The following is a 24,365-nucleotide window of genomic DNA, read 5'->3' on the forward strand; positions in this document are numbered from 1 at the left end:
GAGTCCCTGATCTCCTCCAACTCCGTTGACACACAAGCCCCCACTCACACCCGCCGGTGAAGCCAACGGTACTAAGCCCCGAGTCCCTCAGCGGCCCGTACGGCATCACGGTAGGCACGCGCGGCGATCCGCAGCGCCGCCTCAGGATCGATTCCGTCTGCCTCAGCTCGCGCGGCCAATGCGAGCAACTCGTAACCCACGCCTTCGCCTTGGGGCAGCGCCACCTCCAGGCCCGCCGTCCGCACTCGCGACGCCAGCTTCGAGGCGAGGGCGAGACCCGGCTGGCCCAGGGGGATGCCGTCGGTCACCGACTCGCGCTGCTTCTCCATGGCCTTCGTGCGGAGCCAGTGGGCCTTGACCTCCTCCGGGGTGGAGGCGGTCTCGTCGCCGAAGACGTGTGGGTGGCGGTGGATGAGTTTCGTGACGATGCCGCCCGCCACGTCGTCGATCGAGAAGGGGGCGTCCGGGTCCTCCTCCGCGATGCGGGAGTGGAAGACGACCTGGAGGAGGACGTCGCCCAGTTCTTCGCGGAGCTCGTCGCGGTCGCCCTCCTCGATCGCCTCGACCAGTTCGTACGCCTCCTCGATGCCGTACTTCGCGAGGCCCTTGTGGGTCTGCTGGGAGGACCAGGGGCATTCGGCGCGGATCTGGTCCATGACCTGGACGAGGTCGAGGAGGCGGGCGCCGGGGAGGTCGTAGGAGGCGGGGAGGAGTTCCAGTTCGGGCATGTGGACGCGGCCCGAGCCGGCCAGGCGGGCGAGGCCGTCCGTGAGGGCCGGTTCGCCCTCGCCCGTGGCGACGACCACGACGGTGCGGCCGCCGGCGCAGAGGGCGACCAGTTCCTCGGCCGTGGGCGCCGCCTCCTCGACCCGTATGCCCGCCTCGCGCAGATATGGCAGCTGCGGGTGGGCGCCGTCCGCGCACAGCACGCGGTCGGCGCCGTGCAGGGCCTGCCAGGCGGGCCAGGACAGCAGGCCGGGCGCGACGCGGTGGCTGGTGGTGAGCAGGATGATGCGGCCGGGGGCGGCTTCGGCACTGGTTGCGTTCACGATCCGAACGTAACCCACCGCGCCGACAGCCCCGGAAGTTTTCCACAGGGCGGCCGGCGCCGCCGTACCGTTACGCCGTCCCCTGTGAGGCCGCCGCCGTGACCTCACGCACCCACGGTGTCTTCGCGTCCACGCGGCTGCTCTTCTGGACGTCCCAGGCGCCGTAGCGGGGGTTCAGGTCGACGTGGAGTTCCTTGGAGGCCGTGGACAGGGCGCTCCAGAAGGCCGGCTTGCTGGTGTCGGTGCCGAGGGCCTGGGCGAGTTTCTGCGCCTCCAGCTGGAGGCGGAGGTTGTCGTCGAGGCGCTCGGGGGCGACGCCGTACTGCTGGAGCCAGGCCGTCTCGAGCGCCTTCGAGCCGCCGACCTGCTGTTCCAGGCCGGTGCGCATCTGCTGGATCTCCCTGGGGCTGACGGTCACGCCCTCGTCCACGGCGGCGCGGTGCAGCACCCGGTCGAGGACCATGTTGTGGAGCGTGTCCCGGGTCAGGCTGCCCGTCTGGGCGACGGCCTGCTTGTACTGCGCGTCGTTCGCCACGGCCGCGCGCTGTGCCGTGCGTACCTCGTTGACGCGGTTCTCCAGCTGCGCGACGGTGATCCGCCGGCCGCCCACGACGGCTGCCGCGCCGGGATGCGCCTCGCTCCCGCAGGCGGTGAGGAGGGGGGCCGCGGCGGCGATCGCGGCGGTGAGCAGGAGCGCGGTGCGACGGCGGCGGTGCAAGGAAGCCTCCCGAGGAGATTGTGCGACGGTGCACAAAGTCTTGCGGTGATCGATGGTAGGCAGTGGGACGGCTGGGGCCAACCCATTGGACCAACGATTCATCTGGGCTTCGGGCACCGGCACGCCACGACGGTGCCCGCAGGGGCGTACGGGTGTGCGACGCGCCCCGCTCAGACCTTTCCGGCCACCGCCCGCTCGACGGCCCCGGCGACATCGGCGCGCAGTCCGTCGCCGGTACGGACGGCGGTCACGTTCGCCCCGGATGCCTTGCCGCCGTCTGCGTCCTCGTCCCCGTCCCCCACCAGGACGAAGCCGACCTTCCCGTGCCGGGACGCGCTCTGTGCCGCCGCCGTGACCTCGGGTTTCCCTACGGCGAGTACGACGTCGCAGGAGCCCTGGAGCATGTTGTTGAGGAACGGCCGGGCGTTGCCGGTGGTCTGCTCCCCCATCACCTGCTGATAGCTCACACGCGCGTGCGTCTTGAGCGAGGCGTCCTGCATGCCCTGCCAGACCTCGGCGGCGGCTCCGGCGGTGATTCCCTTCTCACCGGTGAGCAGACAGGCGTCGACGTCCGCGTAGTGCCGGGCCCGGGTGGCGGGAATGGGCGGCCGACTGTCGTGGTGCCCGAAGAGGAGGGTGCCGGCCACGAGCAGCGCGCCCACGGCGACGAGCGCGCCCGCCGCCCACGCGATGGTGCGCCCGCGCAGCGCGCGCAGCCACGCCACGGCCGCACGCCCCACGCCCGTGAGCCGCCCCGCCTTCGCCCCCGGCGCCGGGCGCCCCTGCGAGACCTGTCTGACCTGCTTGCCCACTGTCCCCGTTACCCGTCCGCTCTCATGCCGTGCCCCGCTCTCGGCTCAGCCCAGCCCGGCGGCCCGCCGGGGCCAGGCCTTCCACGCGTGCATCGACGCGCCCACCATCGACAGGAGGATGAGCAGAAGGTCGGACGCGAACAGCACACCGTGGGTGTCGTCGGAGGTCGTCCCGAGGTCGGTGATCCAGGCCGCGAGCACCGCGCTGAAGGCGGCGAAGGCCCACCAGTCGGCGCGGGCACGCCGCCGCAGGGCGAGCACCAGGGACGGCACGGGGCACAGCAGCCCCAGGCTGACCAGGGGCAGCAGCGCGAACCCGGCCCGCACCGCGGTCGTCCGCAGCGCCGGCATGGCGAAGACCTTCACCCGAATCACCGGACTCACCCGACTCACCCTCCTCGATACGCGGTACGCGCGCGTGCCCGTGCCCGTGCCGACGTCAGCGTCAGCCGGTGATGGCGACCGGGCCGTCCCACGCGTCACGGTCCACGGTGATCGTGTAACCGCCGCGGGCCTCCTTGCTGTTGACCATGTACTGGTGGCCGCGGCTGTGGCCGGTGAACTGGGTGCTGCCCCACGGCCAGTCCGAGGTGGTCGTGTTGGTCTTGTCCCACAGCGCGTACCAGAGGTTGCCCGGCAGGTCCGTCTTGTTGGTCGCGGTGGCGATCGCCTTCGCGCTGGAGCTGGTGAAGCCGTAGTAACCGGTGCGGTACGTCTTGGCGTGCAGCTCCTTGTCGAAGGCGCGGACGTAGGTCAGCACGGCGTTGTTGCAGGAGGTGTTCGTGGTGTCGTACGCCTCCATGTCGAGGAAGATCGGGCTGCCGGCCTTGATGCCGAGCGCCGAGGCCTTGGCCACCGCGTCGTCCGCCTCGCTCTTGCCGACGGCGGCGGCGGTGGAGGCGCTGATCTTGACGGAGCCGCCGGAGCCGCAGGACGGCTGGGAGCCGACGTAGAGCGGGATGAGCTTCCAGCCGACCGTGCTGACGGACTTGACCCAGGACGCGGTGAGGTTGGGCTGGTTGCAGCCGCGGTTCTTGCCGCCGATGTAGACGGCGGCGGCACCGTAGAAACCGGTGTGCCAGGCCTTCATCGCGGCGAGGGAGGGCGCGGCGCAGGTGTCGAAGGCGCGACCCGTGAAGGTCTTCTGCGCGGGCCAGGTGGTGGCCGCCATCGAGTTCGTCGCGGCGATCCCGGCGCCCGCGAGGACGGCGGCACCCGCCACGCCCCACGTGATGTACCTGCGCTTCCTGGACTGCCGGTGCTCGGCCATGCCTGTTCCCACCCCATCACTCATACGTACACACGCGCGAGCGCGATACGACGACGACTGCTGAACGTTTCTGAGCCCCCTGGTACGGCGCAACTACGCGACGTTCGAACCCGCTTGGAACCGATCCAAGCCGATCCGGGCCGGTTCAAGCCGGTTGCGGCCGGTTGAGGCCGTAGGACATGTCGCGTGGCGCCAGAAGCGCATCGCAACGTAACCGACGGCGTCCCTCCTCATGGGAAACACAACTTCCCGATCGCCACAAGATTCCCTTATGCCAAGGCAAAGAACGGAACCCGGCCTCCGAACCGTCCGTCTTGCCCTAATCTCCGGCCATGGGGACGCAGGGGATGGGGATGGGGACGTGAGGACGGACAAGCGCCTGGAGGCCGGCTGGTTCCAGCGGATCGCCTGGGGGCTGCTGCCGTGGGTGTCGCTGGGTCTGCTGGTGTGGGTGCCGTTCCTGTACGTGGCCATCCGCCGGGGCCGCCCGTCGGACTGGGGCGCGTTCGCCTCGTTCGCGCTGTACGAGTGCATCACCCTGCCCTGGGCGGCCGTTCGGGGCGACGGCGACGGCGACCCCTTCCTCGGCATCGCCGTCCTCCTGACCCTGCTGCTGGCGTCGGGCCTGCTCCTGTTCGCCCTGTTCGACAAACGGCTCCCGAAGCAGCCGCAACCGCAGGCCCAGCCACAACCCATGTACGGCGCGGCGCCGATGCCTCCGCCGCCGGCCGGGAACCCCTACCTCCGGTAGCGGCGCAGAATCCTTACGGCGGGCCAGGCGAGCAGCGCGGTGACCCCCCACAGGAATCCCGACAGGCCCGCCCATTCCCCCGTGCTGGTCTGCGGATCGTGGCCGAAGACGGTGACGGCGAGGGCGATGAAGGCGAAGAGACCGCTGAGCAGACCGAAGACGACCACGGCGGCCGTCTGACGCCCGGTGCGCCGGACGGCGGGCGCCTCGGTTCCCGAGGGCGCGGCCGTCGACCGAGGCTGCCGCGGCGGCGCCTTCGGCTGCTGCGGGCGCGGCGGCAGCCGTATCACGGCCTCAGGCGGTACGGCGACGTCGATCGACGCCATCGTGTGCGCGTCGACGCCGTACGCACCGGGCTCCACGTCGACCGTGATGCCGTCGGTGCCAATGAAGCGGCGACCGCCGTCGGGCCAGCTCAGTACGGCGGCGCAGGAGCGGTAGAGCACGGTCGCCGCCTCCTGTGTCCCGTCCTTGGCCGCCGCCGTCAGGCTGACGCCGTCGTCGCCGACGACCAGAGCCGGAGCGTTTCCGCCGCCCTGCCCGGTCTCGAACCTCCGTCCGGTGACGGCGTACGACGAACTCGTCGGGGCCGCCGTGTACCCGGCCCAGTTCGCGGTGTGCCCCGCGGGGACCTGCATCAGGGCCGTCCCCGCCGCCTCCACGGCCACGGCGTGCAGATGCCCCGGTGTCACCGCCCACAGATCGGAACGCAGTTCGTCGACGGTGCGCGGCGGCCGTCCCGCGAGCAGATCCTCCGCCGCGCCCGGCAGCCGTCGTACGGCCGAGTCGGGCCCGGTCAGGGTCCCGTCGTTGCGCGTGCGTACGGCCTCCAGGTCGGCCTGCGCGATCCGGCCCACCTGGAGCCCCGCGAGGACGTCGACGAACCCGCCGAGCACCGCGTCCTGTTTGGCGGGCAGCGAGTCCGCGAAGGCGGTCAGGAGGGCGTAGCCGTCACGGCGGGCGGTGTAGTCGGTGGCGGCGGTGTAGGAGTAGCCGCCCTCCTGACGCAGGGCGCGGGAGAGTTCGCGTTCCAGGACGCCCGCGTACAGCCGGGCGGCCGCGGAGTCGCTGACGACGGCGTCGAGCAGGACCCCGCCCCGGCCGTCGGAGAAGTACGCGGGGATCGTGGGCAGCGCCGAGGTGACGGCGGGCATCGGATGGCGGGGGCCGCCGTCGGGCAGCTTGAGCGACAGCCCGGCAGGCAGGCGGTCGCCGGCGATCCACAGCACGGCGTTGCCGTGGGTGAAGCGCGTGTGCGCCCAGTGCCGTACGTCGTCCGGGCGCAGGTTCCGCACGCCCCACTCCGGGAAGCTGACCAGCCCGTACCCCTGGGCGCCGTAACGCCACAGCGGGAGTTGCGGGTCCTCGCGCCGGGACTCCTCGGTGCGCAGGATCTCCTTCTCGGTCTCCAGCCGGTCCATGGGCAGGTCGACGAGCGAGGCGCAGACGCCCTGGAGATAGGCGACGACCTCGTGCTCCGCACCCTCGACGTGGAAGTGGGTGAAGGCGGCCTTGGTGGCGCCGTTGAAGTGGTAGTCGGCCAGGCCCTGGCGGTACAGGGCGAGATGCTCGACGAGGTGGGTGACACCGGCGCGGGCGAGGGTCTCGTCGGCGACACCGACACGGAAGACGAGGCCCGCGCGCATCGGGCCGTTGGCGTAGGCGAAGAGGGTGGGTATGCCGTCGACCTCGGTGAGGTAGAGGTCGGCCGGCGGGGCCTGGGGGTTCATCTTCGCCTTCTGTTCGGTCTGTGTGGTCTGTCGGGTCTGTTCGGTCTGTTCGGTTTCTGCATGCGGGTGGTCATCCCCTGGCGAGGGCGGCGTCCCGGTGGCGTACGAACGTCTCGGCCGGCTCGCCCAGGTAGTTCCAGGGGTGTTCGGAGGCGAGGTTGCCGAGGGCGCGGAAACAGGCGGCGGCGCGGGGCAGGTCGCCCATGAGGGAGAACACCGCGGCGAAAGAGCTCTGGGCGCCGACCCAGCCGTATCCGCGGTGGAAGTGCGGATGGAGGGCGGACCGCTCGGCGGCCTCGACGACCTCGGCGCGCACATGCTCCTGCCGCAGATAGGCCTCGCGCTCCTGCCCCTTCAGAGAGATCCAGTGCTCCAGGTGTACTTCGGCCACCAGACAGCCGTTCATCGCCCCCTCGGGCGCGCTCAGCAGGCTCTCGCGGGCGAAGCCGTGGGCCGATTCCCAGCTGCCGCTCCACTTGGGGCACAACTGCTGCAACAGCCGTCGCTGCGCGGAGAGGTGGTGCGGATGATGCTTGGCCAGCCGGTCGTAACGGCGCCGCGCCTCGTTCTGCCCGAGCTGGAGTCCCATGGCGGTGGTGATCCGCTCGACCCAGGCCGCGTCGTACGACGGGTCGAGCGCGGTGGCCCTGATCAGCAGCTGTTCGGCCTGCCGCAGGTGCGCGTGCAGCCCCGCGAACTGGGCCTTGCTGACGTGCTGGGCACGGGCCGAGGTGCGTATCTCCCAGCCGATGTCCACCTCGCGCGAACCGAGGACGGTGAGGGCGAGTACGTCGTCCGGAGCGGCGGCGACGAGGGGGCGCAGCCACTCCTCGATCCCGTCCACCCCGGCGAGCGTCACGACGGCGAAACTGCGGTCCGTCCCGTACGGCAGCCCGTCGATGTACTGCCGGATCGACGCCCAGTCCTTCGCCGCGGCGGCGCCGCGCAGCCAGGTGACTTCGGGGAAGGCGGAGGCGGGTTCGAAGTCGGGGGGTGGGAGGGAGGACGAGGAGGAGGCGGCGGCTGCTGCTGCTTGCGACATGCGGCGGATATTAGGCGAGGGCTGTGACAGGGGGGTGGTGGGGGAAAGCGCAGGTCGGGGTGGGTGAGAGGGTTGGTAAGGAGGGGGCAATGAGAGGTCAAGGGGCGAGTAAAGGGAGGGTATGGATTGGGGGTTGCGGCGCCTCCCGGCGAACCTCTGTCGAGCGCATGTGCGTACCCTTTCCGCCTTCCACCCGCCTGCGACCGGACCTCTCGGCGCGGCCCAACCCCTTCGCACCCTGGAGCCCTCATGGCCCTCAACTCCCGCCGCACCCGCCAACTGATGGAGACAGCGACCCCGTTGCTGCTCCAGGGCGAGCAGGTGGAGTTCCTCTCCCTGGCCGGCGTCGGCACGGTCTCGGCCCGCAAGCAGGCGCTCACGGCGGTGGCGGTCGGTGTGCTCAGCGCGGGGACGGTCATGGCCACGGTCACACCCCGCCCGCTCTACATAGCCATGACCGACCAACGCCTCCTCTTCTTCGACGGCAACCGGGGCGGCAGACCGGGCAAGCTGCTGCTGAACCTGCCGCGACCGTATGTGTCGGCGGGAGGCTCGAAGAAGGCCTTCCTGGGCTTGCAGTACGTCACCCACCTGTCGGTGGAGGGGCAGGAGGGGGCGCTGAAGGTGACGTTTCCCGTGCAGCATCGGGGGGATGGGCCGCGGTTCGTGGCGGGGTTGAGGGTGACGCGGTGAGCCTCTGAGGCGCCGGTCCCGCACGGCCCGCTTCAGGCGGCGGCGAACTCGCACCATACGTACTTACCCCGACGGCCGTGCCTGGCCAGCGGCTGCCAGCCCCACTGATCGGAGCAGGCGCGTACGAGCGCCAGCCCTCGGCCGTCCTCGTCCAACTCACCGACCCTTCCCCAGGCCTTCGGCGGTTCGGGCGGCTTCGGATCGGCATCCCAGGCACCGATACGTAGCACACCGCCCGCCCAGCACACACGCAACGCAACGGGCCCCTTGGTATGGCGTACTGCGTTGGAGACCAGCTCGGTGGCGGGGAGTTCGGCGAGGTCGACGAGGCCGATGAGCCCGTGCATGGTGAGGATCAGCCGGAGGGTACGGCGGCAGACGGTGACGGCTCGGGGGTCGGTCGGGATGTACAGGGTGTACTCCCACGGCTCCTGGGACTGGGTTTCGGGCATGGGTCGACTCCGGTTCGGGAGTGGGGGTTTCGGAGGGCGGGCTTGTCGGTGGCAGTGCCGCGGCCGCCATGGCAGGGCGGAGCGGTGCGCTTCCGGGGATCCCGATGGTTCCGCAGTGTGTGCGTCGCGTCACCGACGGTAGGGGTAACCTGTAACCCCACGCAAGCCGATCGCGTAATCACCCTCGAACGAGGAGCAATTGATGGTCCAGCATCGCGAACCGACCGCACGCCAAATGCGCCTGGGGCTCGAACTGCGCAGGCTCCGCGAAGCGGCAGGCCTCACCGCCATCGAGGCGGCGGCGCTGCTGGGGGCGAACCGGGTGCAGATGAGCCACATCGAATCCGGCCTCGTCGGGGTGAGCGAGGAACGGGTACGGCGCCTCGCGTCTCACTACGCCTGCACGGACAAGGAGTTCATCGACGCTCTGGTGGCGATGGCCATCGACCGTACGCGCGGGTGGTGGGAGGAGTACCGGGGGCTGTTGCCCACGTCGTTCCTGGACCTGTCCGAACTGAACCACCACGCCTCATTCCGTCGTGACGTCGCGATCCTTTACGTGCCCGGCCTGTTGCAGACGGAGGACTACGCTCGCGCGGTCTTCTCCGCGAGGGTGCCGGAACTGACCGACGAGGAGCTTGAGTTGCGGGTCCGCCATCGAATGGCCGGCCAGGAGATCGCCATTCCCTACGAGTTGGTGATCCACGAGTCGGCCCTACGCATCAGGGTCAGCGACCGCGCCGCCTCCCGGACCCAGCTCGCCAGGCTTCTGGAACTGTCCGGAGCGGACAACGTCACCGTGCGCGTACTCCCCTTTGAACTGGACGGCTTCGCGAGAGCAGCCAGCACGATGACGTACGTGGGCGGCCCTGTGCCCAAGCTGGACACGGTCGTACGAGATGTACCCCAGGGATCGTCCTTCATCGACTCCGAAGCACAACTCGGCGCCTTTCGAACCCGCTTTCGTAAAGTGGAAGCCGTGTCACTCGACCCCGAACGGTCGCGTGACTTCATCAACCGGCTGACGAGAGAGCTGTGATGCCTCATGGACAACTGGCGGAAGTCGTCCCACTCAGGCCCTGACGACGGCAACGAGTGCGTGGAGATCGCGAACTCCCCCACCCACGTATCCATACGCGACTCCAAGAACCCCGCCCACGGGACCCTCGCCTTCCCCCCGCCAACCTTCGCCGCCTTCCTCGCGGCTGTGAAGTCGAAGATGCCACAGCAATACATCGCGGGGTAATCCGCAGGTCAAGCAACGGGCAATTCCGGGAACGCTTTTGCTTTCGCAAGGATGACGACACTCGTTCCGCTTACCCGACCGTGACATCCTCGCGTCGTCGACGGATACGGGGGAACGGATGCCGGGACAACTGACGGTCAGGTTCGAAACACTGGCCCAGGCCACGGAGGACATCGGCTCGATAGCCGACGCGCTCCAGGAGCACCTGACGCAGCTGGACGGTGCCGTAAGCCGAATAGCGGAGACGTGGGAGGGCGACGCCCATGACGCGTTCGGTGACTACTGTCGGCGGTGGCAGTCCGCCTCCCACGACTTACACCGTACGCTGCGCCGCCTGCAGAAGATCGTCGAAACGGCACACGGCAACTACGCGGGGGCACGGACCGCCAACGTACGTATGTGGCGCGGCCGATGAGCCGCCCGGCCGATGCCGGCGGCAGCGGCGGGCCGATCAACCTCTATCCGGAGGACCTTTACAGCGTCGGCCTGCACTTCGCGAGCGGCCAGGACACCATCGACTCCATCTCCAGCACACTGAACTCGGCGCTTCAGAACGCCGGCGGTATGGCGGGCGACGACGACTACGGGCACAAGTTCGGCGCGAAGTACGACCCGGCGGCCAAAGCCCTCTTCACCGCGCTGTCCGCTTCCGCCCGTGCGATCGGCCAGGCGTCCACGGGCCTGGTGACGACCGCCAACAACTTCCTCAAGGCAGACCACCACTCCAACGCCCAGGCAGGCGCCGGCGGGCCCGACCAGTACTCGCCGCCGGTGGTGTTCGCAGACGTGACCTACCCGGAACCGGCGTCGGCGATCGGGCCCGGCGACTCGTCGATGCCCGACGCCATCGCCAAGTACTGGCCCAACGGGCACCAGGACAGACTGCGAGCGGCAGCCGGCGCGTACCGGACCGCGTCCACCGCCATCGACACTCTCGGCACGGGACTGCATCGCCATGTTCTGGCCATCACCGAGAACAACTCCGACGACTCCATCGACGCGATGGCCGAGTTCTGGGGCAAGGTGTGGCAGGACGGCGAGACCGGCGGCAAGGCCCCGCTCTCCACCGCCAAGCACGCCTGCGACGAACTCGCCAAGGCCTGCGACTCCTTCGCCCAGGCCATCGACGACGCGCACAGCCGGACCGAGTCCAAGCTGGCCGAGGCCGGTGTCGCGATCGGCCTGACCACGGCGGCCGGCATTCTGCTGACCGTCTTCACAGTCGGCGGTTCGGATGCCGCCGCGGGCGCCCTCGACGCCACGGAGGCCGCCGCGATCCTCGGCGACGTCGAGGTCACGCTCGACGCGGCGGTCGGCTCCATCAGCACCGAAATGATCGCGGACATCGAGATCTCCCTCCAGGCCGCCGCAGAGGGCGTACCCGAGATCGAGGCGGTGGACGCGGAGACAACCGAGGTCAGCCAGGTCCTCGAACGAGAACTCTCCGAGACGGAGGCCCGGGAACCGGCCGGCGTCGGCGGACGCGGGGGCAGCGGCGGAGGCGGGGGTGGAGACGAGCCTCCGACCGGAGGTGGAGACGACGAACCGCCCGCGGACGACTCCGAGGACGAAGGATTGCCGAAGTCCTATGAGGACAGGTCGAAAGCCGTTCGCGACGTCATGTCGGACGACCAGGGGAACCTCGTCGGCGAGGAGGACGCCAAGGGCGTACGCATGGTGAGTGAGGAAGAACTGCAGCAAACACGGCAGAAACTGTTCGAGCGCCTTGGCGAGCCGGAGATCAAGGCGACGCCCAAGGGGAACATCGAGGTCTGGCGGCTGTCCGACGACCCCCCGTCCACGGTGACGTATCGGCCGTTCAGCAAATCAGGGGGCCCTACCATCGACATGAACGACGTAGACGGCCTGGACGCCAAGCGTCTCCACATACCGCAACACTGAGGAAACGGCATGCCGACGGAAGAGGAATACGGAGAAGAGTTCTCCTATCTGGCCGATTACGTACACGAAGACTGGCTCGGCTTCTCCGTGATCACCGGAACGGTCGGAAAGCTCCTCGGCAAGGGGCACGGCATGGACGAGCGAAAGCAGCTCACCCTGCGCATCGTCGGCGAGCTGCTTGACCTGGGAGCCAAGGCCGGCGACCTGACCGCCGACCCGGAAAAGCCGTTCGTGCCGTGGGACACGGACAAGGCCGCCACCCTGTCCAGAATCGAATCCGAAATGGAATCCCTCGGCCATTCACCGGAATCGGGTGACATCTGCTGGATCACCGTCGACGAGTGAGATCCGCCGACCTCGCACTCAGCGGAGGACGACACCAGGCGGGCCTGTTCTTGAGACCCGTACCTCTGTCCTAGAAGCCAAGCGACCGATGCCCTGAAGTGATCGGCGGGGATGATCTGCGCCGCATCGAAGAGCCGCTCCAATGCCTTCAGGCGGTCTTCATCTCTGCCAGAGGAAGGCGGCCTCACTACAGGAGTGGCAGTGAAAGACGTAACCGCGGCCACCTCCGCCAAAGTTGACGGAGGTCGCGAAATCTGCCTGCTGGGACGCTGAATTCCCGCAGATCGGCGGCGATCTCATCACCTGGCAGTCCATCCGCCGTGGCACGTTCTCCAGCGTCCACGTCCTGGTAAAGCAGATCCGCGACTACATCGACTCCTGGAACGAGAACCCGAAGCCCTTCACCTGGACCGCCACCGCCACCGCCGACGAGATCCTCGCCAAGGTCCGAATCGTCCAGACCAGCGTGAGAACGTCAATAACAACTCGAACTAACACAATCAGGATCACGGGACACTAGCCTACCAACCGCTCATCGAGCCATGAGAAATTCCTCACCGCTGAGCCCCAACTCTGACGCAATATAGGCGATAAGAGCGCCTGCAGCTACCTGTTCGGAGGAGTTTTCAACAAGGTAATTTCGCAGTAGTTCCTCAATGCCTGGCAATACTCTGGCTGAAATCGCGGGATGCAGCCATTTCAGCCACTCCGCCACTGACGTGATTCCATACCGAACACGCGCCTCGGAAACACCTTCACCTGAAGCATCTCGCATGATTCTTATCGCCACCGCGAGACGATCCACGGGATAGCTATAACCAGTCAGGACTCGATCTATCTGCGAAATTTCAGTGATGGCGGCGGCTGAGGCGATAAAATCGTCCCTGCTTCTCACATCAGGCATTGATTGAGCATCCGGGTCGACTACGACCGTCACCGTCGTTGCTTCATCCCAGGCATCGACGCCAATGGACAATCCGACTCGTGTCCCTGCGCTAGTGACTGGCCAGACGAAGAACGGCGGGTCCGAGGCCTCACGCAGAGCCAGATACCCCGTGGAAAGAACTACCTCCCCATTGAAAACCGGACGGGATGCCCTTGGTGCCGTACCACGCCACACGCTTACCCTTACGGGCGCGATCTGCGCACGCGCAGTGAGCATAACGTGGTGTGCATCGTTTGCTGGTGGCGTAGATACCAGCAGGTCGAAGTCGGGATCGCTATCCGATCCAACCATAAGCTGACCGTAGTTAAGGAAGACCTCAACTTCGCCGATTTTCACAGAGCTCTCCGCAGATGTCGTCCGTTAATTCCCGCCTCCGATATGCGATTGGGCGATCTTCATCAGCGCTTCAAAGTTTCCCTTCGGTTCGTAGATACCGTGATTTCTCCCAATTCGAGCCAAGACTTGAACCGCTCTGCTCTGGATACCGCTACACACGGAACAGTGGCTAAATACTCGGTACTTGAAGCCGACGGGACTGACACTGACGGGTGGCTGGTGGTCACCAATCTTGACCGGCTTCGCATCGGGTTGTGTATCGCCGCACGTGTGGCATACGTCGTCCTGCACCGCGTCACGTATTTCTTGCGGCAAAGGATCCGGCTGAGTCGTTTCGATTCCTTCACCAGTCGCGTGGGGCCCGACGGTAAGCGTGTCGATTTGCTCTTGAGTAATCTCAACTTCGCAGTTGTGCACCAGGACCGGATTGTCCCCGGCCAGCACATAGTACGTGTGGAGGGTGCCGATGGTCAGGTCGTACGTTGTGGTGTTCGCGTGGTACAGGCGGACACCGGTGACTTCGGCCGTTCCGGTCGGGGTCTGGAGGACGTCGCCGGCCTTCAGGTCCTTCGCATCGACGAACGCCGACTGCGTCTCGTCGTAGAACGGGTGGTGGAAGGTAGTTGTCAGGTGCGCGCCCCGCGCATCCGACGACGTCCCGGCAGTCGCCGTAACACTCTGCCTGGACGACGCCGAGGAGACCGCCGCGACCGTCTTCGTCGCCGGCTCCTGAGCGGTGCCGTGGCCGTGGCTCGCTGCCAGCGCTCCCAGCACCGCCGCCGAGGCCGCCAGGCCGAACGCCGCCTTGCGGGCGACCTTCTTGGCGAGGGACTTCGCCCCCGTCTTCACAGCCTGCTTCGTAGCGGAGCCAGCCGTCGCCTTGATCGTCAGGTCGACGAAGTCGTGGTCCGTGTGCGTCACGATCACCGCGGTGACCTTGTGCGCCTCCGTGCCCGCCACGCCCGGCACCGAGTTGGCGATCGTGTCGCCCACCCGCACCTGGTCGATCGCCTTCGTCGAACCGTCGGCCATCAGGACTCGCGTCGAGCCCGTGAAGCTGTGCGGTGTGACTCTGGGCCTACCAAGCTTGCAGGACGACCCCGACTCGCTCTCGCCGCCTTCTTCGGACTGGGACTGCGACTTACTCCCCGCCCCCTCCGACTCCGCCTGAGCCGCAGCCTCATCCGTGGCATCAGCCGCCCCCGACTCCCCCGCCTCCGCCGCCTTCCCGAACAGCCCCCCGACGACCTCCATCGCCTTCGGCGCCGCCTTGGCGAGGAGCTTTCCGCCGAGCGAGCCCAGCGCACCGCCGACCGCCCCCGTCACCGCGCCCTCGACCGCCGAGCCCGCGAAGGCTCCGACACTGCAGTCGCCGCCGCCGTTCTGGGCGCACTTGAAGCCCTGTTCGACCAGGGAGCCGGCCGCGCCCGCCAAAGCGGCGCAGCCGATCGTGCCCACGCCCCAGGTCGCCGCCTCGCAGCCCGCGAAGACCGCCGTGGAGACCACGATCGAGGTGATCGCCGCCGCGTGGTTCTTCACGAACTTCGCGGTCGACTTCACCGCCTTCACCGTGGCGTGATACGCGGTCCGCGCCGCATGAGCGACCGCCTTCGCCGCCTTCTTCAGCTGATGCGCGACCTTGTGCGCCGCCTTCTTCACGGCATGGACCACTCGGTGCACCGCTCTCGACACCTTGTGATACGCCGTATGCACGGCGTGGACGGCCGCGTGGTAGATGCGTCTGACGTGCCGGACCGTGTAGTGGTACACCCGCCGCGTCACCCGCACCGTCGCCCGGTACACGTCCGCCACCCGGTGCACCACCTTGTGCGCCGCGTGCTTCACCGCGTGGACGACCCGGCGCGCCACATGCTTGGCCGCGTGGTACACGGCCTTCGCCACGTGCTTGACCTTCTTCGCCACGTGCTTGACGGCCTGTGTCTCGCACGAGCCGGTCCACCAGGAGCAGTGACCCGACGGGTCCGTACCCACCAGCGGGTTGTCGTCGACGTAGGCGAAGGGGTTGGCCGCAACCGAGTCCGGGGTCGCGGAGGCCGACACGCTGTCCTTGTTCAGGAACTCGCCCGTGTTCGGGTTGTACCAGCGTGACGCCGTGCCCACGTCGCCCGTGCCCGGCTCCGTCCAGCCCGACTGGAAGCCGAGATGGCCGATCAGGGACGCGACCGCCGTCACCTTCCCGAGCGGGTCGTACGTCGCCGAGCCCGACAACGAAGTGGCGCCCGACGTGAAGGTGCCCACCACGTCGTCGTGCAGGTCCGTCAGGGCCAGGGCCCCCGTCGACGAACCCGTCTGCTTGATGCCCACCAGGCCGCCCGACGGGTCGTACGTGTACGACGCGTCCCCGTCCGTCGCGATCGTGTTGTCCGCGCCGGAGTAGGCGAAGGTGCGGGTCGAGGCCGAGCCGGTGTCCGTGTCGGTGATGTTCCGGCCCAGTGCGTCGAGCGTGTACGACTGGTCGCCCGCCACGATCTGGTCGCCGAACGCGTCCGTCTTGAAGGCGGCCGTGCCGCCCGCCGTGGACGACCCCTGCGTCATCGTCCCGCGCGCCGAGTAGGAGTACGAGTTCGTGCCGTCCGAGGTCAACTGGTCACGCGCGTCGTAGGTGTACACGTCCGCACCGGACCGCACCCGGTTGCCCGAGGCGTCATAGGAGTACGCCGTCGTGGTCGTGCCGTTGTTCCAGGAGGTCAGACGGTCCGACCAGTCGTAGGCGTAGGTGTTCGAGGACGCGCCCGTCACGCCCGCCGTCGTCTTCGACGTCAGGTTGCCGTTGTTGTCGTAACCGTAGGTGAAGCTCGACAGGGTCGACGCGCCCTGCACCAGGACGTCGCTCGTCAGCTCGTGCGCGCTGTTGTAGCCGAAGGTGCGGGTCTGGCCGGTGCTGCCGTACTTGATCGTCTTGACGTTGTTCAACTGGTCGTACGTGTACGTCAGATGCGTGCCGCTCGCAGCATCGTCGAGGGAGGAGAGGCGGCCCGCTGTGTCGTACCCGTAGGACTGGGTGCCGGCCGCGTCCGTGCGGGTGAGCATCGAGCCGTCGTCGTTGTACGTGAAGTTCGACGAGCCGGCCGAGCCCGAGGCGGACAGGACGTCGCCTCGGTCGTCGTAGGTGAAGGAGTCGCTCGTGGACGCCTGGTGGTCGGTCGCGCCCGACGTTCCCGCCTCGTCCGTGGCCGCCGAGGTGACCCGGCCGTCGGCGTCGTAGGAGAAGGAGTGCTTCGCCGTGGCGGCTTCGGCGCCCGTGCCCGACATGGTCTTCAACTGGTCGTTGTCGTCGTACGTCATCGACGTGGTGACACCGCCGGGCGCGGTGGCCGAGGTGACGTTGCCGTCGGCGTCGTAGGCGAAGGTCGTGGTGGAGTCGGCGGCCGAGGTGTACTGGGACGTCGTCGGCTCGATCACCTTCTCCTGCTGGCCCCAGGGGGTGTAGCTGTAGCGCCAGGAGTTGCCGCGGCCGTCGGTGAAGCGGGTGCGGTTGCCGGCCTGGTCGTAGCCGAAGGACGTGGTGATCGAGGTCGTCGCGTCGACCGGCTCGACCTGCTGGGTGATGGTGCCCGCCGCGTCGTAGGTCCAGCGGGTGGTGTGCTGGTTGGCGTCGGTGGCCGCGACCAGGTTGCCGTCGCCGTCGTACTGCTGCGAAGTGCCGTACAGGAAGGTGCCGCCCGCGTCGTAGCTGCGGGTCGCGGTCGGGTCGTCGTTGACGTTGTAGTCGGTGGTCGTGTAACTGCCGTCGGCCAGCGTGGTCTTGGTGTTGTTGCCCTCGAAGTCGTAGGAGTAGGCGGTGGTGTTGCCCGCTCCGTCCGTCGTCGAGGTGACGTCACCCGCGCGGTTGTAGGCGTACGACGTGGTCACGCCGCCCGGGCTCTGCGCCGACGCCAGATGCGCGCCGTAGGGGTTGCCGGTGGTGACGCCGTAGGAGTAGTTCGTCACCAGGGTGCGGGTGGACGGGTAGCGCTCCAGGGTCGTCGCCGTGACCTGGCGGCCCAGGTAGTCGAAGGTGGCCTGGGTCTGCGCGCCCGTGCCGTCGGTCGCCGTGCGCTGGTTGCCGTTGGTGTCGTAGGTGGCGTGGGTCTTGGTGCCATCGGGTTCGGTGATCTGGGACAGGTCGCCGAGCTGGTCGTAGAGGTAGGACGTGGTCTTTCCGCCGGGCGTGGTCGCGCTGGTCTGGTTGCCCTCGCTGTCGTAGGTCCAGACCGTGGTGCCCGGGTTGGGAGTGGACGCCCCGGCCGGGGTGTACGACGGCAGGGTCTCGCTGACCTTGTTGCCGTCGGCGTCGTAGGCCGTGTAGGTGATGAGGTCGGTCGGGTCCTTCTCCTCGACGGCCTCACCGAAGGTGTTGAAACCGCTCCAGGTGACGGGGCGGACCGTGGAGGCGTTCGCGGCGATGCCGTCGGGCTCCGACTGGACGGCCGGTGCCGTGGTGACCGCGAGGTTGCCGGCCTCGTCGTACTCGTAGTTCGTGGTGTGCTGCTCGGGGTCCGTCATGGACGTCGGCAGACCCCGCTTGTCGTACGTGTACTTGGTGGTCTGCTGGTTCGAGGAGCCGACCGTGCCGCCCGAACGGCCCTTGCCGTAGAGGGAGTTCACCTCGCTCGACGACAGCGCCCGCTGGTAGGTCTGGACGTTGCTGACCGCGCCGTTGACGGCGTTGCTCACGGTGCCGCCCGCGGTCTTCGCGCCGCCGACGGACAGCGGACCGGAGCCGGTCCACGGCGCCGGGTTGCTGGTGGAGCCGGCGAGCGAGCCGTTGACGTACAGGCTCATGGTGCCGCTGGAGGAGTCGAAGACGCCGACCAGGTGGGTCCAGGTGTTCAGCGCGGGGGCACCGGAGGCGGAGGCGGAGTAGTACGCCGACGGGGCGGCGGAGGTGTCCTGGCTGGGCGAGATGAGACGGAAGACGCCCGTGGTGGAGGCGTACTGGAGGTAGAACGAGGAGCGGTTGGTGCCGCCCTGGGAGACGAAGGTGCGGAACGTCGAGGTGTCCGACAGCTTCACCCACGCCGAGACGGTGTAGGAGGCGCTGGTGTCCAGGACCGGGCCGTTGGTGGCGATGATGTCGCCGTTGCCGCTGGTGTCGCCGCTGAACTGGGCGGCGTTGTCCGACCAGGTCACGCCCGGTCCGGCGGTGGCGGTGTTGCCGGTGCCGGAGGCGTCGGTGACGGAGCGGCCGGCGGTCTGGTCGAGCTTCCACCAGCCCGCCGGGTGACCCGAGGAGTCCCCGTACAGCGTCTCGCTGAGCAGGTTGCCCATGTCGTCGTAGGTGTCGGTGGTCGTGCGGTCGTAACCGGTCGCGTCGTGGTCGTTCTGGGAGGCGACCTGGTCGTCCGGGGTGTACGACACGGTCGACACGCGGTCGACACCGGTCGGGTCGACGGTCGTGGACGTCGTGCGGTCGGCGGCGTCGACCGAGTACTGGGTGACGTTCTCGCCGTTGTCCGTCGTCTGGGCCAGCAGGTTGCCGGCCGCGTCGTAGCTGTCCGACTCCAGGACGTAGCTGCTGTTCCCGTCCGCGCTGGTCTTCTTCACCGTCGAGGTCAGACCGTCGTCGGTGTAGGTGTAGGACGTCGTGTTGCCCATGGCGTCGGTGACCGACGCCAGCCGCCCGGCCGGGTCGTAGGCCCGCGAGGACTCGACGAGCTTCGTCGCGGTCTGCGGGGAGACCGGGTCGCCGGTGTACATCAGGCTCTGGGTGAGCAGGTTGCCGTTGTCGTCGTAGGTGTAGTCGGTCTCGTTGCCGGCACTTGTCACCTCCTTGGTCTTGTTGCCGGAGGTGTCGTAGGTGTACGTCGTCGTGTTGCCGTACGAGGTGCCCGCCGCGACGTTGGCGTCGGACTCGGTCGTCAGACGGTCGTAGGCGTCGTAGGTCTGCGTCTCGGTGCGGGAGGCGTCGCCGCCGTTGCCGTCGGCGACGGTCTGGGAGGTGACGTCACCGTCGTCGTCGTAGACCGTGCTGGAGACGGCGGTGTGGGTCGCGCCGGTGACCCGGTCGGTGAGCTGCGGGTCGTGCTCGGAGGTGACCTGGCCGTTCTTGTCGTACGTGTAGGTCGTCGTCAGGCCGCTCGGGTAGGTGTCGGAGACGACGTTCTGGCTCAGCACCTGCCCGACACCGTCGTAGGTGTACGACGTGACCAGGCCGATGGCGTCCGTGGTGGAGGCGACGTCGCCGTCCGAGAAGTAGGAGACCGAGTTGACCGCGCCGCCGGGGCTGACGGTCTTCACCGGCAGGCCCTTGGGGACCACCCCGCCGTTGGCGGACGGGTAGGTGCTGGTGCCGTCGCTGTAGACGGTGGTCGTCGCGCGGCCGTTCGGGAAGCCGGGGACGGCCGGGCCGGTGACGGCGGTCTGGTTGCCCGCCGAGTCGTAGGTGTACGACGTCAGATAGGTGGTGTCGGTCGCGGACGCGGAGCGGCCGTCGCGCTCGGTCAGCAGCTGGTCGTTGCGCGGGTCGGCGGTGGTCAGCTGGGCGGTCGTGTCGTCCGGGTAGTACGTGTAGTACTCGGTGTTGCACTTGTTCGCGACCTGGTCCTGGCAGTTCGTCGACGAGACGATGTTGCCGCGGACGTCGTGGCCGGTGGTGGTGACCGCGCCGTTGGGGTCGGTGACCGTGTGCTCGAAACCGGCCGTGTCGTAGCCGAAGCTGGTCTTGTCGCCGAGGCCGTCGGTCTCGGTCAGGGCGCGGTTGCCGTTGGTGACGTCGTAGGTGTAAGTCAGCGTGGACGTCGTCGGCGAGGTCACCTTCACCGTCTCCACCGGGAGCAGCCCGGCGGAGTTCTTGGCGGCCTCGACATGGGCGGCGACATCGGCGGCGGTGAGCGCGGTGTGGTAGAACGCCGCGTCCGCGATGGAACCGGTGAAGTGGCTGACATCCGCCGGGGAGTCGAGCCATGCCTTGGAGAAGCCCGCGCCGAGGTAGACGTGGTTGTAGGTCTGGTCGGCCGGGGTGCCGGAGTAGCTGGACTGCTTGACGCCGTCCAGGTACAGGGTCTGGGTGGCGCCGGAGGCGGTGAGGGCCACATGGTGCCAGGTGTTGTCGGTGACCGTGCCGGTCGAGCCGAACGCGGTCGTGGAGGAGCCGCTGCCCGAGTAGTAGTGGCCGTGCAGCTTGTTGTCGGTGCCGACGTACAGCAGCGGCGCGTAGGTACCGGAGGTGGCGGTCGCCCCGGATATCACCGCCGACTGGGCGCCGACGATGACGCCCTGGCTCGCCGTCTTGAACCACAGTTCGAGGCTGCGGTCACTGGTGCCGAACTGCACGGAGGTCGGCAGTTCGGTGTACGAGGTGCTGCCGTTGTAGGTCGTGGCCTTGGCGTCGCTGAAGGGGCCCGACGCGCCGAGCGTCACGGCGCTGTAGGTGCCGTTGCCGCCGTGCACCTCGTTGACGGCCGTGGTCGCCCCGGCCGCTTCGCCGAGCCGGTAGTAGCCGGCGGGGGCGGCGCCGAGCACCGCGCCCCGGTAGGTCTGGCTGGAGCCGGCGACCGTGGGGGCGGCGAGCTTCCAGACGCCGCCGTTCTCGTCGGTGAGCTGGGTCAGCGTCGTGGTCGCCGGGTCGTACGTCATCGCGGCGAAGGTCTTGCCCGAGGGCCGCTTGACGGAGGTGAGCAGGCTCGCGGAGTGAGTGCCGTACTGGTAGAGGGAGTTGACGTCGGCGGCGACCAACGGGCGTCCGTACCAGGCGACATCGGCGATCGAGCCGTTGAAGTACGTGGCGTACCCGGTCCCGTCGCTGGAGCTGCTGTGCGGCTCGTCCGGCCAGCTGCCGCCGAGGAAGCCGGTGCCGAGGTAGTTGAAGACCTGGTTCTTGCCGAAGGCCACCGCGCTCTTGATGGAGACGGTGCCGCTGCGGGAGCCGACCTTCGTGTTGTCCAGGAACAGTGTCTGCGAGTTGCCGGCCGCGCTGAGCACCACGTGGTGCCACTTGCCGTCGGCCACGGACGCCGAGGACACGATCGGGTTGACGCCGCCGCTGTACCAGAACTCGGCGTTCAGCTTGCCGTCGGTGCCGACGTAGATCGACGGGGTGTAGAAGCCGGCGGCCTGTCCGGAGCCGATCGGCTGGGAGGCGTAGGAGTAGAGCACGCCCGGTCCGGCCGAGGTCTTGAACCAGAGGGACAGGGCGCCCGAGTCGGTGTCGTTGCCGGTGTTCTTCGGCAGCGACACGTCCGAGGTGGTGCCGTTGAAGGAGGCGGCGGTGGAGGAGGAGCCGGTGAGCGGGCCGGCCGCGCCGAGCGTCACGTTCTCGTACGTGGCGTTCTTGGTGCCCTCGTTGGCGAGGACCGCGTCCTTGGCGGTGGTGCCGGAGCTCTCGGTGAGCGGCCAGGCGGCGCTCGGGTCGAGGTCGAGGGAGGCGTTCTGGTACTGCGAGCCCGTCGTGTAGCCGTACGCCGTGCACTTCGTGGTCGACAGCGGAGCGCACACGGTCGTCAGCTGGTCGCCGGTGTAGCCGTAGTTCCAGGTCAGTACGGTCGTCGTGTCGCCGTTGGTGACGGGGTCGGTGGTGACGGTGGCGACATGGGCGGCGAGCGCGCCGCTCGGGGTGGACCAGGTGAAGTTCAGGGAGCGGCCGGAGACGGCGGACTTCATCTTGGTGACGTGTCCGCTGGTCCAGGTCAGCGCGATGGCACGGCCGTTGGCGTCGGTGACGGAGGTGAGGCCGTAGGCGCCCGAACCGAGCGAGGTGGTGAAGGCGTAGACCGTGTCGTCCTTGTCGGTCAGGCTGTAGCCGCCTCCGCTGACCGTGGTGAAGGTCGCCCAGCGGCCGGTGCCCGGCGCGAAGGTGCCGTCGCTGTTCTTGCCGTAGCCGACCTGGGAGCCGTCCGGGTAGGTGACGTTGACGCTGGTGACGGTTCCGGCGGCGTTGTACTGCTCGGTGGCGCGGGAGTCGACGATGGACGACCAGCCGGCGCCGAAGGCCCCGGTCCAGCGCGGGTCACGGGAGTTGTAGTCGCGCTCGACGTCCAGGGACGGGCCGACGGTCGAGACCGAGGCGTCGGTGTCGGAGGTCGTGTAGTTGCCGATGGAGGCGTCGAAGCCGTGGTCGCTGCTGTTCTGCGACAGCCCGGAGGTGATCACGGGCTGGGGTACCTGGACGGACAGCTCGTAGGGATCCGCGGGCGAGTAGAGCCCGGTCGCGGAGTCGTACGCCTGCACCTGCCAGGTGTAGTTCTTGCCCCAGGCCAGCTTTCCGGACGGCACGGTCCAGTCACCGGTGGAGACGAGGCCCGAGTCGGCGACCAGGGCGTTGTTCGCGTCGTAGACCTTGAACTGGTACTGGCCGGCGCTGCCACTGGAGTTGGCGCCGCCCGCCCACGCGGTGAGTTCCGGGGTGGTGGTGCCGACGACCGCGTTGTCCGCGGGGAACTGCTCGTAGAGCTGCGGGGCGGTGTTCCCGGTGTAGTTGACGACGATGTACGGGCCGAGCGAGGGGTCGTTGAACGATCCGAACTGCTTCCAGTGCAGGGCGTCGCTGGTCGACGCGTACACCGCGAGGCCGTGGTCGGCCGTGCTGCCGCTGAACCAGCCCTGGATCGCGGAGGTCGTCAGGGAGACGCTGACCCAGTCGCCGACCGAGCGGTCCGCGGCCGTGTTCGCGCAGGCGTTGGACACGGTCGGGGTGGCGTTGCCGATGGAGGAGCCATAGGTGGGGCCGGGGTAGCTGGTGACACCCTCGGGCGTCCATGCCTGGGTGACCAGGGCGACGTCGAAACGCTCGGCGGTGCAGGTCGAGGCCCAGGTGTCGAAGAGGTGCAGGGTGGCCGAGGTGACGGTCGCGCCGCTCGCGTCCCAGGCGGTGTCCCAGTGGTTGATGTATCCGGCGGCGGAGTGCGTGCCGGAGTCGTAGGAACCGACCTTGATCGTCTGCTCGTAGGAGTGGTCGCCGGCCGCGCCCGACTCCGCGTAGGTGGTCGTCCAGCCGTCGGTGACGGTCGGGTCGACGGTGACGGGGAAGACGCGGTGGGCGTCCTTCAGCCAGGTCTCGTCGAGGCTGATGTCCAGCGCGTAGCCGCCGCCGTCGTGCACGAGGGTCGTGGTCACCTCGTGCGTGGTGGCCGGGTCACCGGAGCGCGGGTCGACCTTCGAGTCGTAGGCGTACGACGAAGGGACGCGCTCGACGGTCTTGCCGGCGGCGTTTTGCAGGACGATCGAGCCGTCCTGGTTCTGGACCGGGGTGAGTCCCTTGAGGTGCAGCGGGAAGGTCCAGGAGTTGCCGGCGTCCGCGGAGTGCAGGACGACCGCTTCCTTCACACCGGTGGCGGTGGGGGCGACCTGGAGATCGGTGTCGGTGAGGACACCCGGGTAGGTGACGCGGGAGCCGTCGGCGGTGCCCTTGACGGCGTGGGCGCCCTTGAGGCCGTAGGCGACGGAGTGCCGCTGGTCGGGGGCGAGCGAGACGAGCGCGGAGTCGTCGGCCCTGGCGGCGAAGTCGACGCCGATGGAGTTGGCCTTCTCGTGCCAGCGCCCGTCGGGCCCGGCCCGCACGTCCACGTCGATGGGCGCCCACTTGCCCTTGCCGGCCTGGTAGTTGACGGGGGTCGGGTAGATCCGTCTGGTGGTGGATCCGTCGGCGTTGTCGTACACCGTGTCGGTGCGCGAGGACTTGCCCGCGTCCCGCTTGCTGGTCCTGGCGTCGAACACGGCGCCGCCGGCGCTCTTGCCCCGCTTCACGCTCGCCCGGTGCGCCTTGTACGCGGCGAGTTCGCCCTTGCCCTTGCCCGGCTTACGGCCCTTGCCCCGGTGCGCCGCGGTCGCCGCGGCGGAGACATGGTGCCGCTTTCCGGCCGCGGTGCCCGACTTCTCCGCGGGCAGCCGGCCCCAGTGCGGGTCCTTCAGCCAGGCCGTGAGCGAGGACAGGCTCGGCAACGAGAGGTCCACGGAGTGCAGTTCGGCTCCGGCGGCCACCGCCGACTGCGTGGTCCACATGCAGGCGAACACGGTGAGCAGGAGTACCGCGACGCCCCGGCGGGCGCGCCGTGTACGGCGGGTGGAGCGGACACGGCTGAAGGGCCGAACACGCACGGCTGGGACTCCCCCTCGAATGGGCACAACAGGGCGGGC

General features: G+C 68.6%; 18 protein-coding genes. 8 read left to right on the top strand and 10 right to left on the bottom strand.

Annotated features, from left to right (window positions below; translation table 11 throughout):
* Positions 1–71: 71 nt before the first annotated feature.
* The 5 genes from ABZT17_RS03400 to ABZT17_RS03420 all read right to left on the bottom strand — a co-directional run bounded on the left by ABZT17_RS03400 (position 72) and on the right by ABZT17_RS03420 (position 3,849).
* On the bottom strand, positions 72–1,049 hold the full coding sequence (locus ABZT17_RS03400) for a nucleoside triphosphate pyrophosphohydrolase (RefSeq protein WP_356343117.1): 978 nt from the start codon (positions 1,047–1,049) through the stop codon (positions 72–74).
* A gap of 70 nt (positions 1,050–1,119) precedes the next feature.
* A complete protein-coding gene (locus ABZT17_RS03405) occupies positions 1,120–1,767 on the bottom strand; it encodes a SurA N-terminal domain-containing protein (RefSeq protein WP_356343120.1) in 648 nt (215 codons plus the stop codon).
* A 170-nt stretch (positions 1,768–1,937) separates the two neighbouring features.
* Positions 1,938–2,579, bottom strand: a complete 642-nt coding sequence (locus ABZT17_RS03410) for an HAD hydrolase-like protein (protein ID WP_356343122.1) — start codon at positions 2,577–2,579, stop codon at positions 1,938–1,940.
* A 45-nt stretch (positions 2,580–2,624) separates the two neighbouring features.
* On the bottom strand, positions 2,625–2,963 hold the full coding sequence (locus ABZT17_RS03415; protein WP_356343125.1) for a hypothetical protein: 339 nt from the start codon (positions 2,961–2,963) through the stop codon (positions 2,625–2,627).
* Between the two features lie 61 nt (positions 2,964–3,024).
* On the bottom strand, positions 3,025–3,849 hold the full coding sequence (locus ABZT17_RS03420; RefSeq protein WP_356343128.1) for a glycoside hydrolase domain-containing protein: 825 nt from the start codon (positions 3,847–3,849) through the stop codon (positions 3,025–3,027).
* A gap of 361 nt (positions 3,850–4,210) precedes the next feature.
* Here ABZT17_RS03420 and ABZT17_RS03425 point away from each other — a divergent pair, with 361 nt between their 5' ends.
* Positions 4,211–4,600 carry a hypothetical protein gene (locus ABZT17_RS03425; protein ID WP_356343130.1) on the top strand — a complete coding sequence of 130 codons (390 nt, stop codon included), beginning with the start codon at positions 4,211–4,213 and terminating at the stop codon, positions 4,598–4,600.
* Here ABZT17_RS03425 and ABZT17_RS03430 read toward each other — a convergent pair.
* Positions 4,588–6,330, bottom strand: coding sequence for an insulinase family protein (locus ABZT17_RS03430; RefSeq protein ID WP_356343132.1), 1,743 nt, complete (start codon positions 6,328–6,330; stop codon positions 4,588–4,590). The genes ABZT17_RS03425 and ABZT17_RS03430 overlap by 13 nt on opposite strands.
* A 70-nt stretch (positions 6,331–6,400) precedes the next feature.
* A complete protein-coding gene (locus ABZT17_RS03435; protein WP_356343134.1) occupies positions 6,401–7,372 on the bottom strand; it encodes a hypothetical protein in 972 nt (323 codons plus the stop codon).
* A 249-nt stretch (positions 7,373–7,621) separates the two neighbouring features.
* Here ABZT17_RS03435 and ABZT17_RS03440 point away from each other — a divergent pair, with 249 nt between their 5' ends.
* Complete coding sequence (locus tag ABZT17_RS03440; protein ID WP_356343137.1) at positions 7,622–8,065, top strand: hypothetical protein; 444 nt, start codon at positions 7,622–7,624, stop codon at positions 8,063–8,065.
* A gap of 32 nt (positions 8,066–8,097) precedes the next feature.
* Here the strand turns inward: ABZT17_RS03440 and ABZT17_RS03445 are convergent, their stop codons facing one another.
* Positions 8,098–8,517: an ATP-binding protein gene (locus tag ABZT17_RS03445; RefSeq protein WP_356343139.1), complete on the bottom strand. Its 420-nt coding sequence runs from the start codon at positions 8,515–8,517 to the stop codon at positions 8,098–8,100.
* Between the two features lie 202 nt (positions 8,518–8,719).
* On the opposite strand from ABZT17_RS03445, the gene ABZT17_RS03450 reads away from it, so the two are divergent.
* The 6 genes from ABZT17_RS03450 (at position 8,720) to ABZT17_RS03475 (ending at position 12,530) form a co-directional block, all read left to right on the top strand.
* Positions 8,720–9,556 (top strand): helix-turn-helix transcriptional regulator, encoded by an 837-nt coding sequence (locus ABZT17_RS03450; RefSeq protein ID WP_356343141.1) that lies wholly within the window; start codon positions 8,720–8,722, stop codon positions 9,554–9,556.
* 6 nt (positions 9,557–9,562) lie between these two features.
* Positions 9,563–9,763 (top strand): DUF397 domain-containing protein, encoded by a 201-nt coding sequence (locus ABZT17_RS03455; protein ID WP_356343143.1) that lies wholly within the window; start codon positions 9,563–9,565, stop codon positions 9,761–9,763.
* Between the two features lie 118 nt (positions 9,764–9,881).
* A complete protein-coding gene (locus ABZT17_RS03460) occupies positions 9,882–10,178 on the top strand; it encodes a WXG100 family type VII secretion target (protein ID WP_356343145.1) in 297 nt (98 codons plus the stop codon).
* Positions 10,175–11,665 carry a hypothetical protein gene (locus ABZT17_RS03465; protein WP_356343148.1) on the top strand — a complete coding sequence of 497 codons (1,491 nt, stop codon included), beginning with the start codon at positions 10,175–10,177 and terminating at the stop codon, positions 11,663–11,665. The genes ABZT17_RS03460 and ABZT17_RS03465 overlap by 4 nt, the downstream gene beginning before the upstream one ends.
* A gap of 9 nt (positions 11,666–11,674) precedes the next feature.
* Positions 11,675–12,010 carry a hypothetical protein gene (locus ABZT17_RS03470; RefSeq protein WP_356343150.1) on the top strand — a complete coding sequence of 112 codons (336 nt, stop codon included), beginning with the start codon at positions 11,675–11,677 and terminating at the stop codon, positions 12,008–12,010.
* A 235-nt stretch (positions 12,011–12,245) separates the two neighbouring features.
* Positions 12,246–12,530 (top strand): hypothetical protein, encoded by a 285-nt coding sequence (locus ABZT17_RS03475; RefSeq protein ID WP_356343152.1) that lies wholly within the window; start codon positions 12,246–12,248, stop codon positions 12,528–12,530.
* A 12-nt stretch (positions 12,531–12,542) separates the two neighbouring features.
* Here ABZT17_RS03475 and ABZT17_RS03480 read toward each other — a convergent pair whose 3' ends face one another.
* Positions 12,543–13,292 carry a hypothetical protein gene (locus ABZT17_RS03480; protein WP_356343155.1) on the bottom strand — a complete coding sequence of 250 codons (750 nt, stop codon included), beginning with the start codon at positions 13,290–13,292 and terminating at the stop codon, positions 12,543–12,545.
* 24 nt (positions 13,293–13,316) lie between these two features.
* Positions 13,317–24,326, bottom strand: a complete 11,010-nt coding sequence (locus tag ABZT17_RS03485) for a LamG-like jellyroll fold domain-containing protein (protein ID WP_356343158.1) — start codon at positions 24,324–24,326, stop codon at positions 13,317–13,319.
* Between the last annotated feature and the right edge of the window lie 39 nt (positions 24,327–24,365).

The sequence above is a fragment of the Streptomyces sp. NPDC005648 genome (genome assembly GCF_040605395.1).
Classification (GTDB): Bacteria; Actinomycetota; Actinomycetes; order Streptomycetales; family Streptomycetaceae; genus Streptomyces.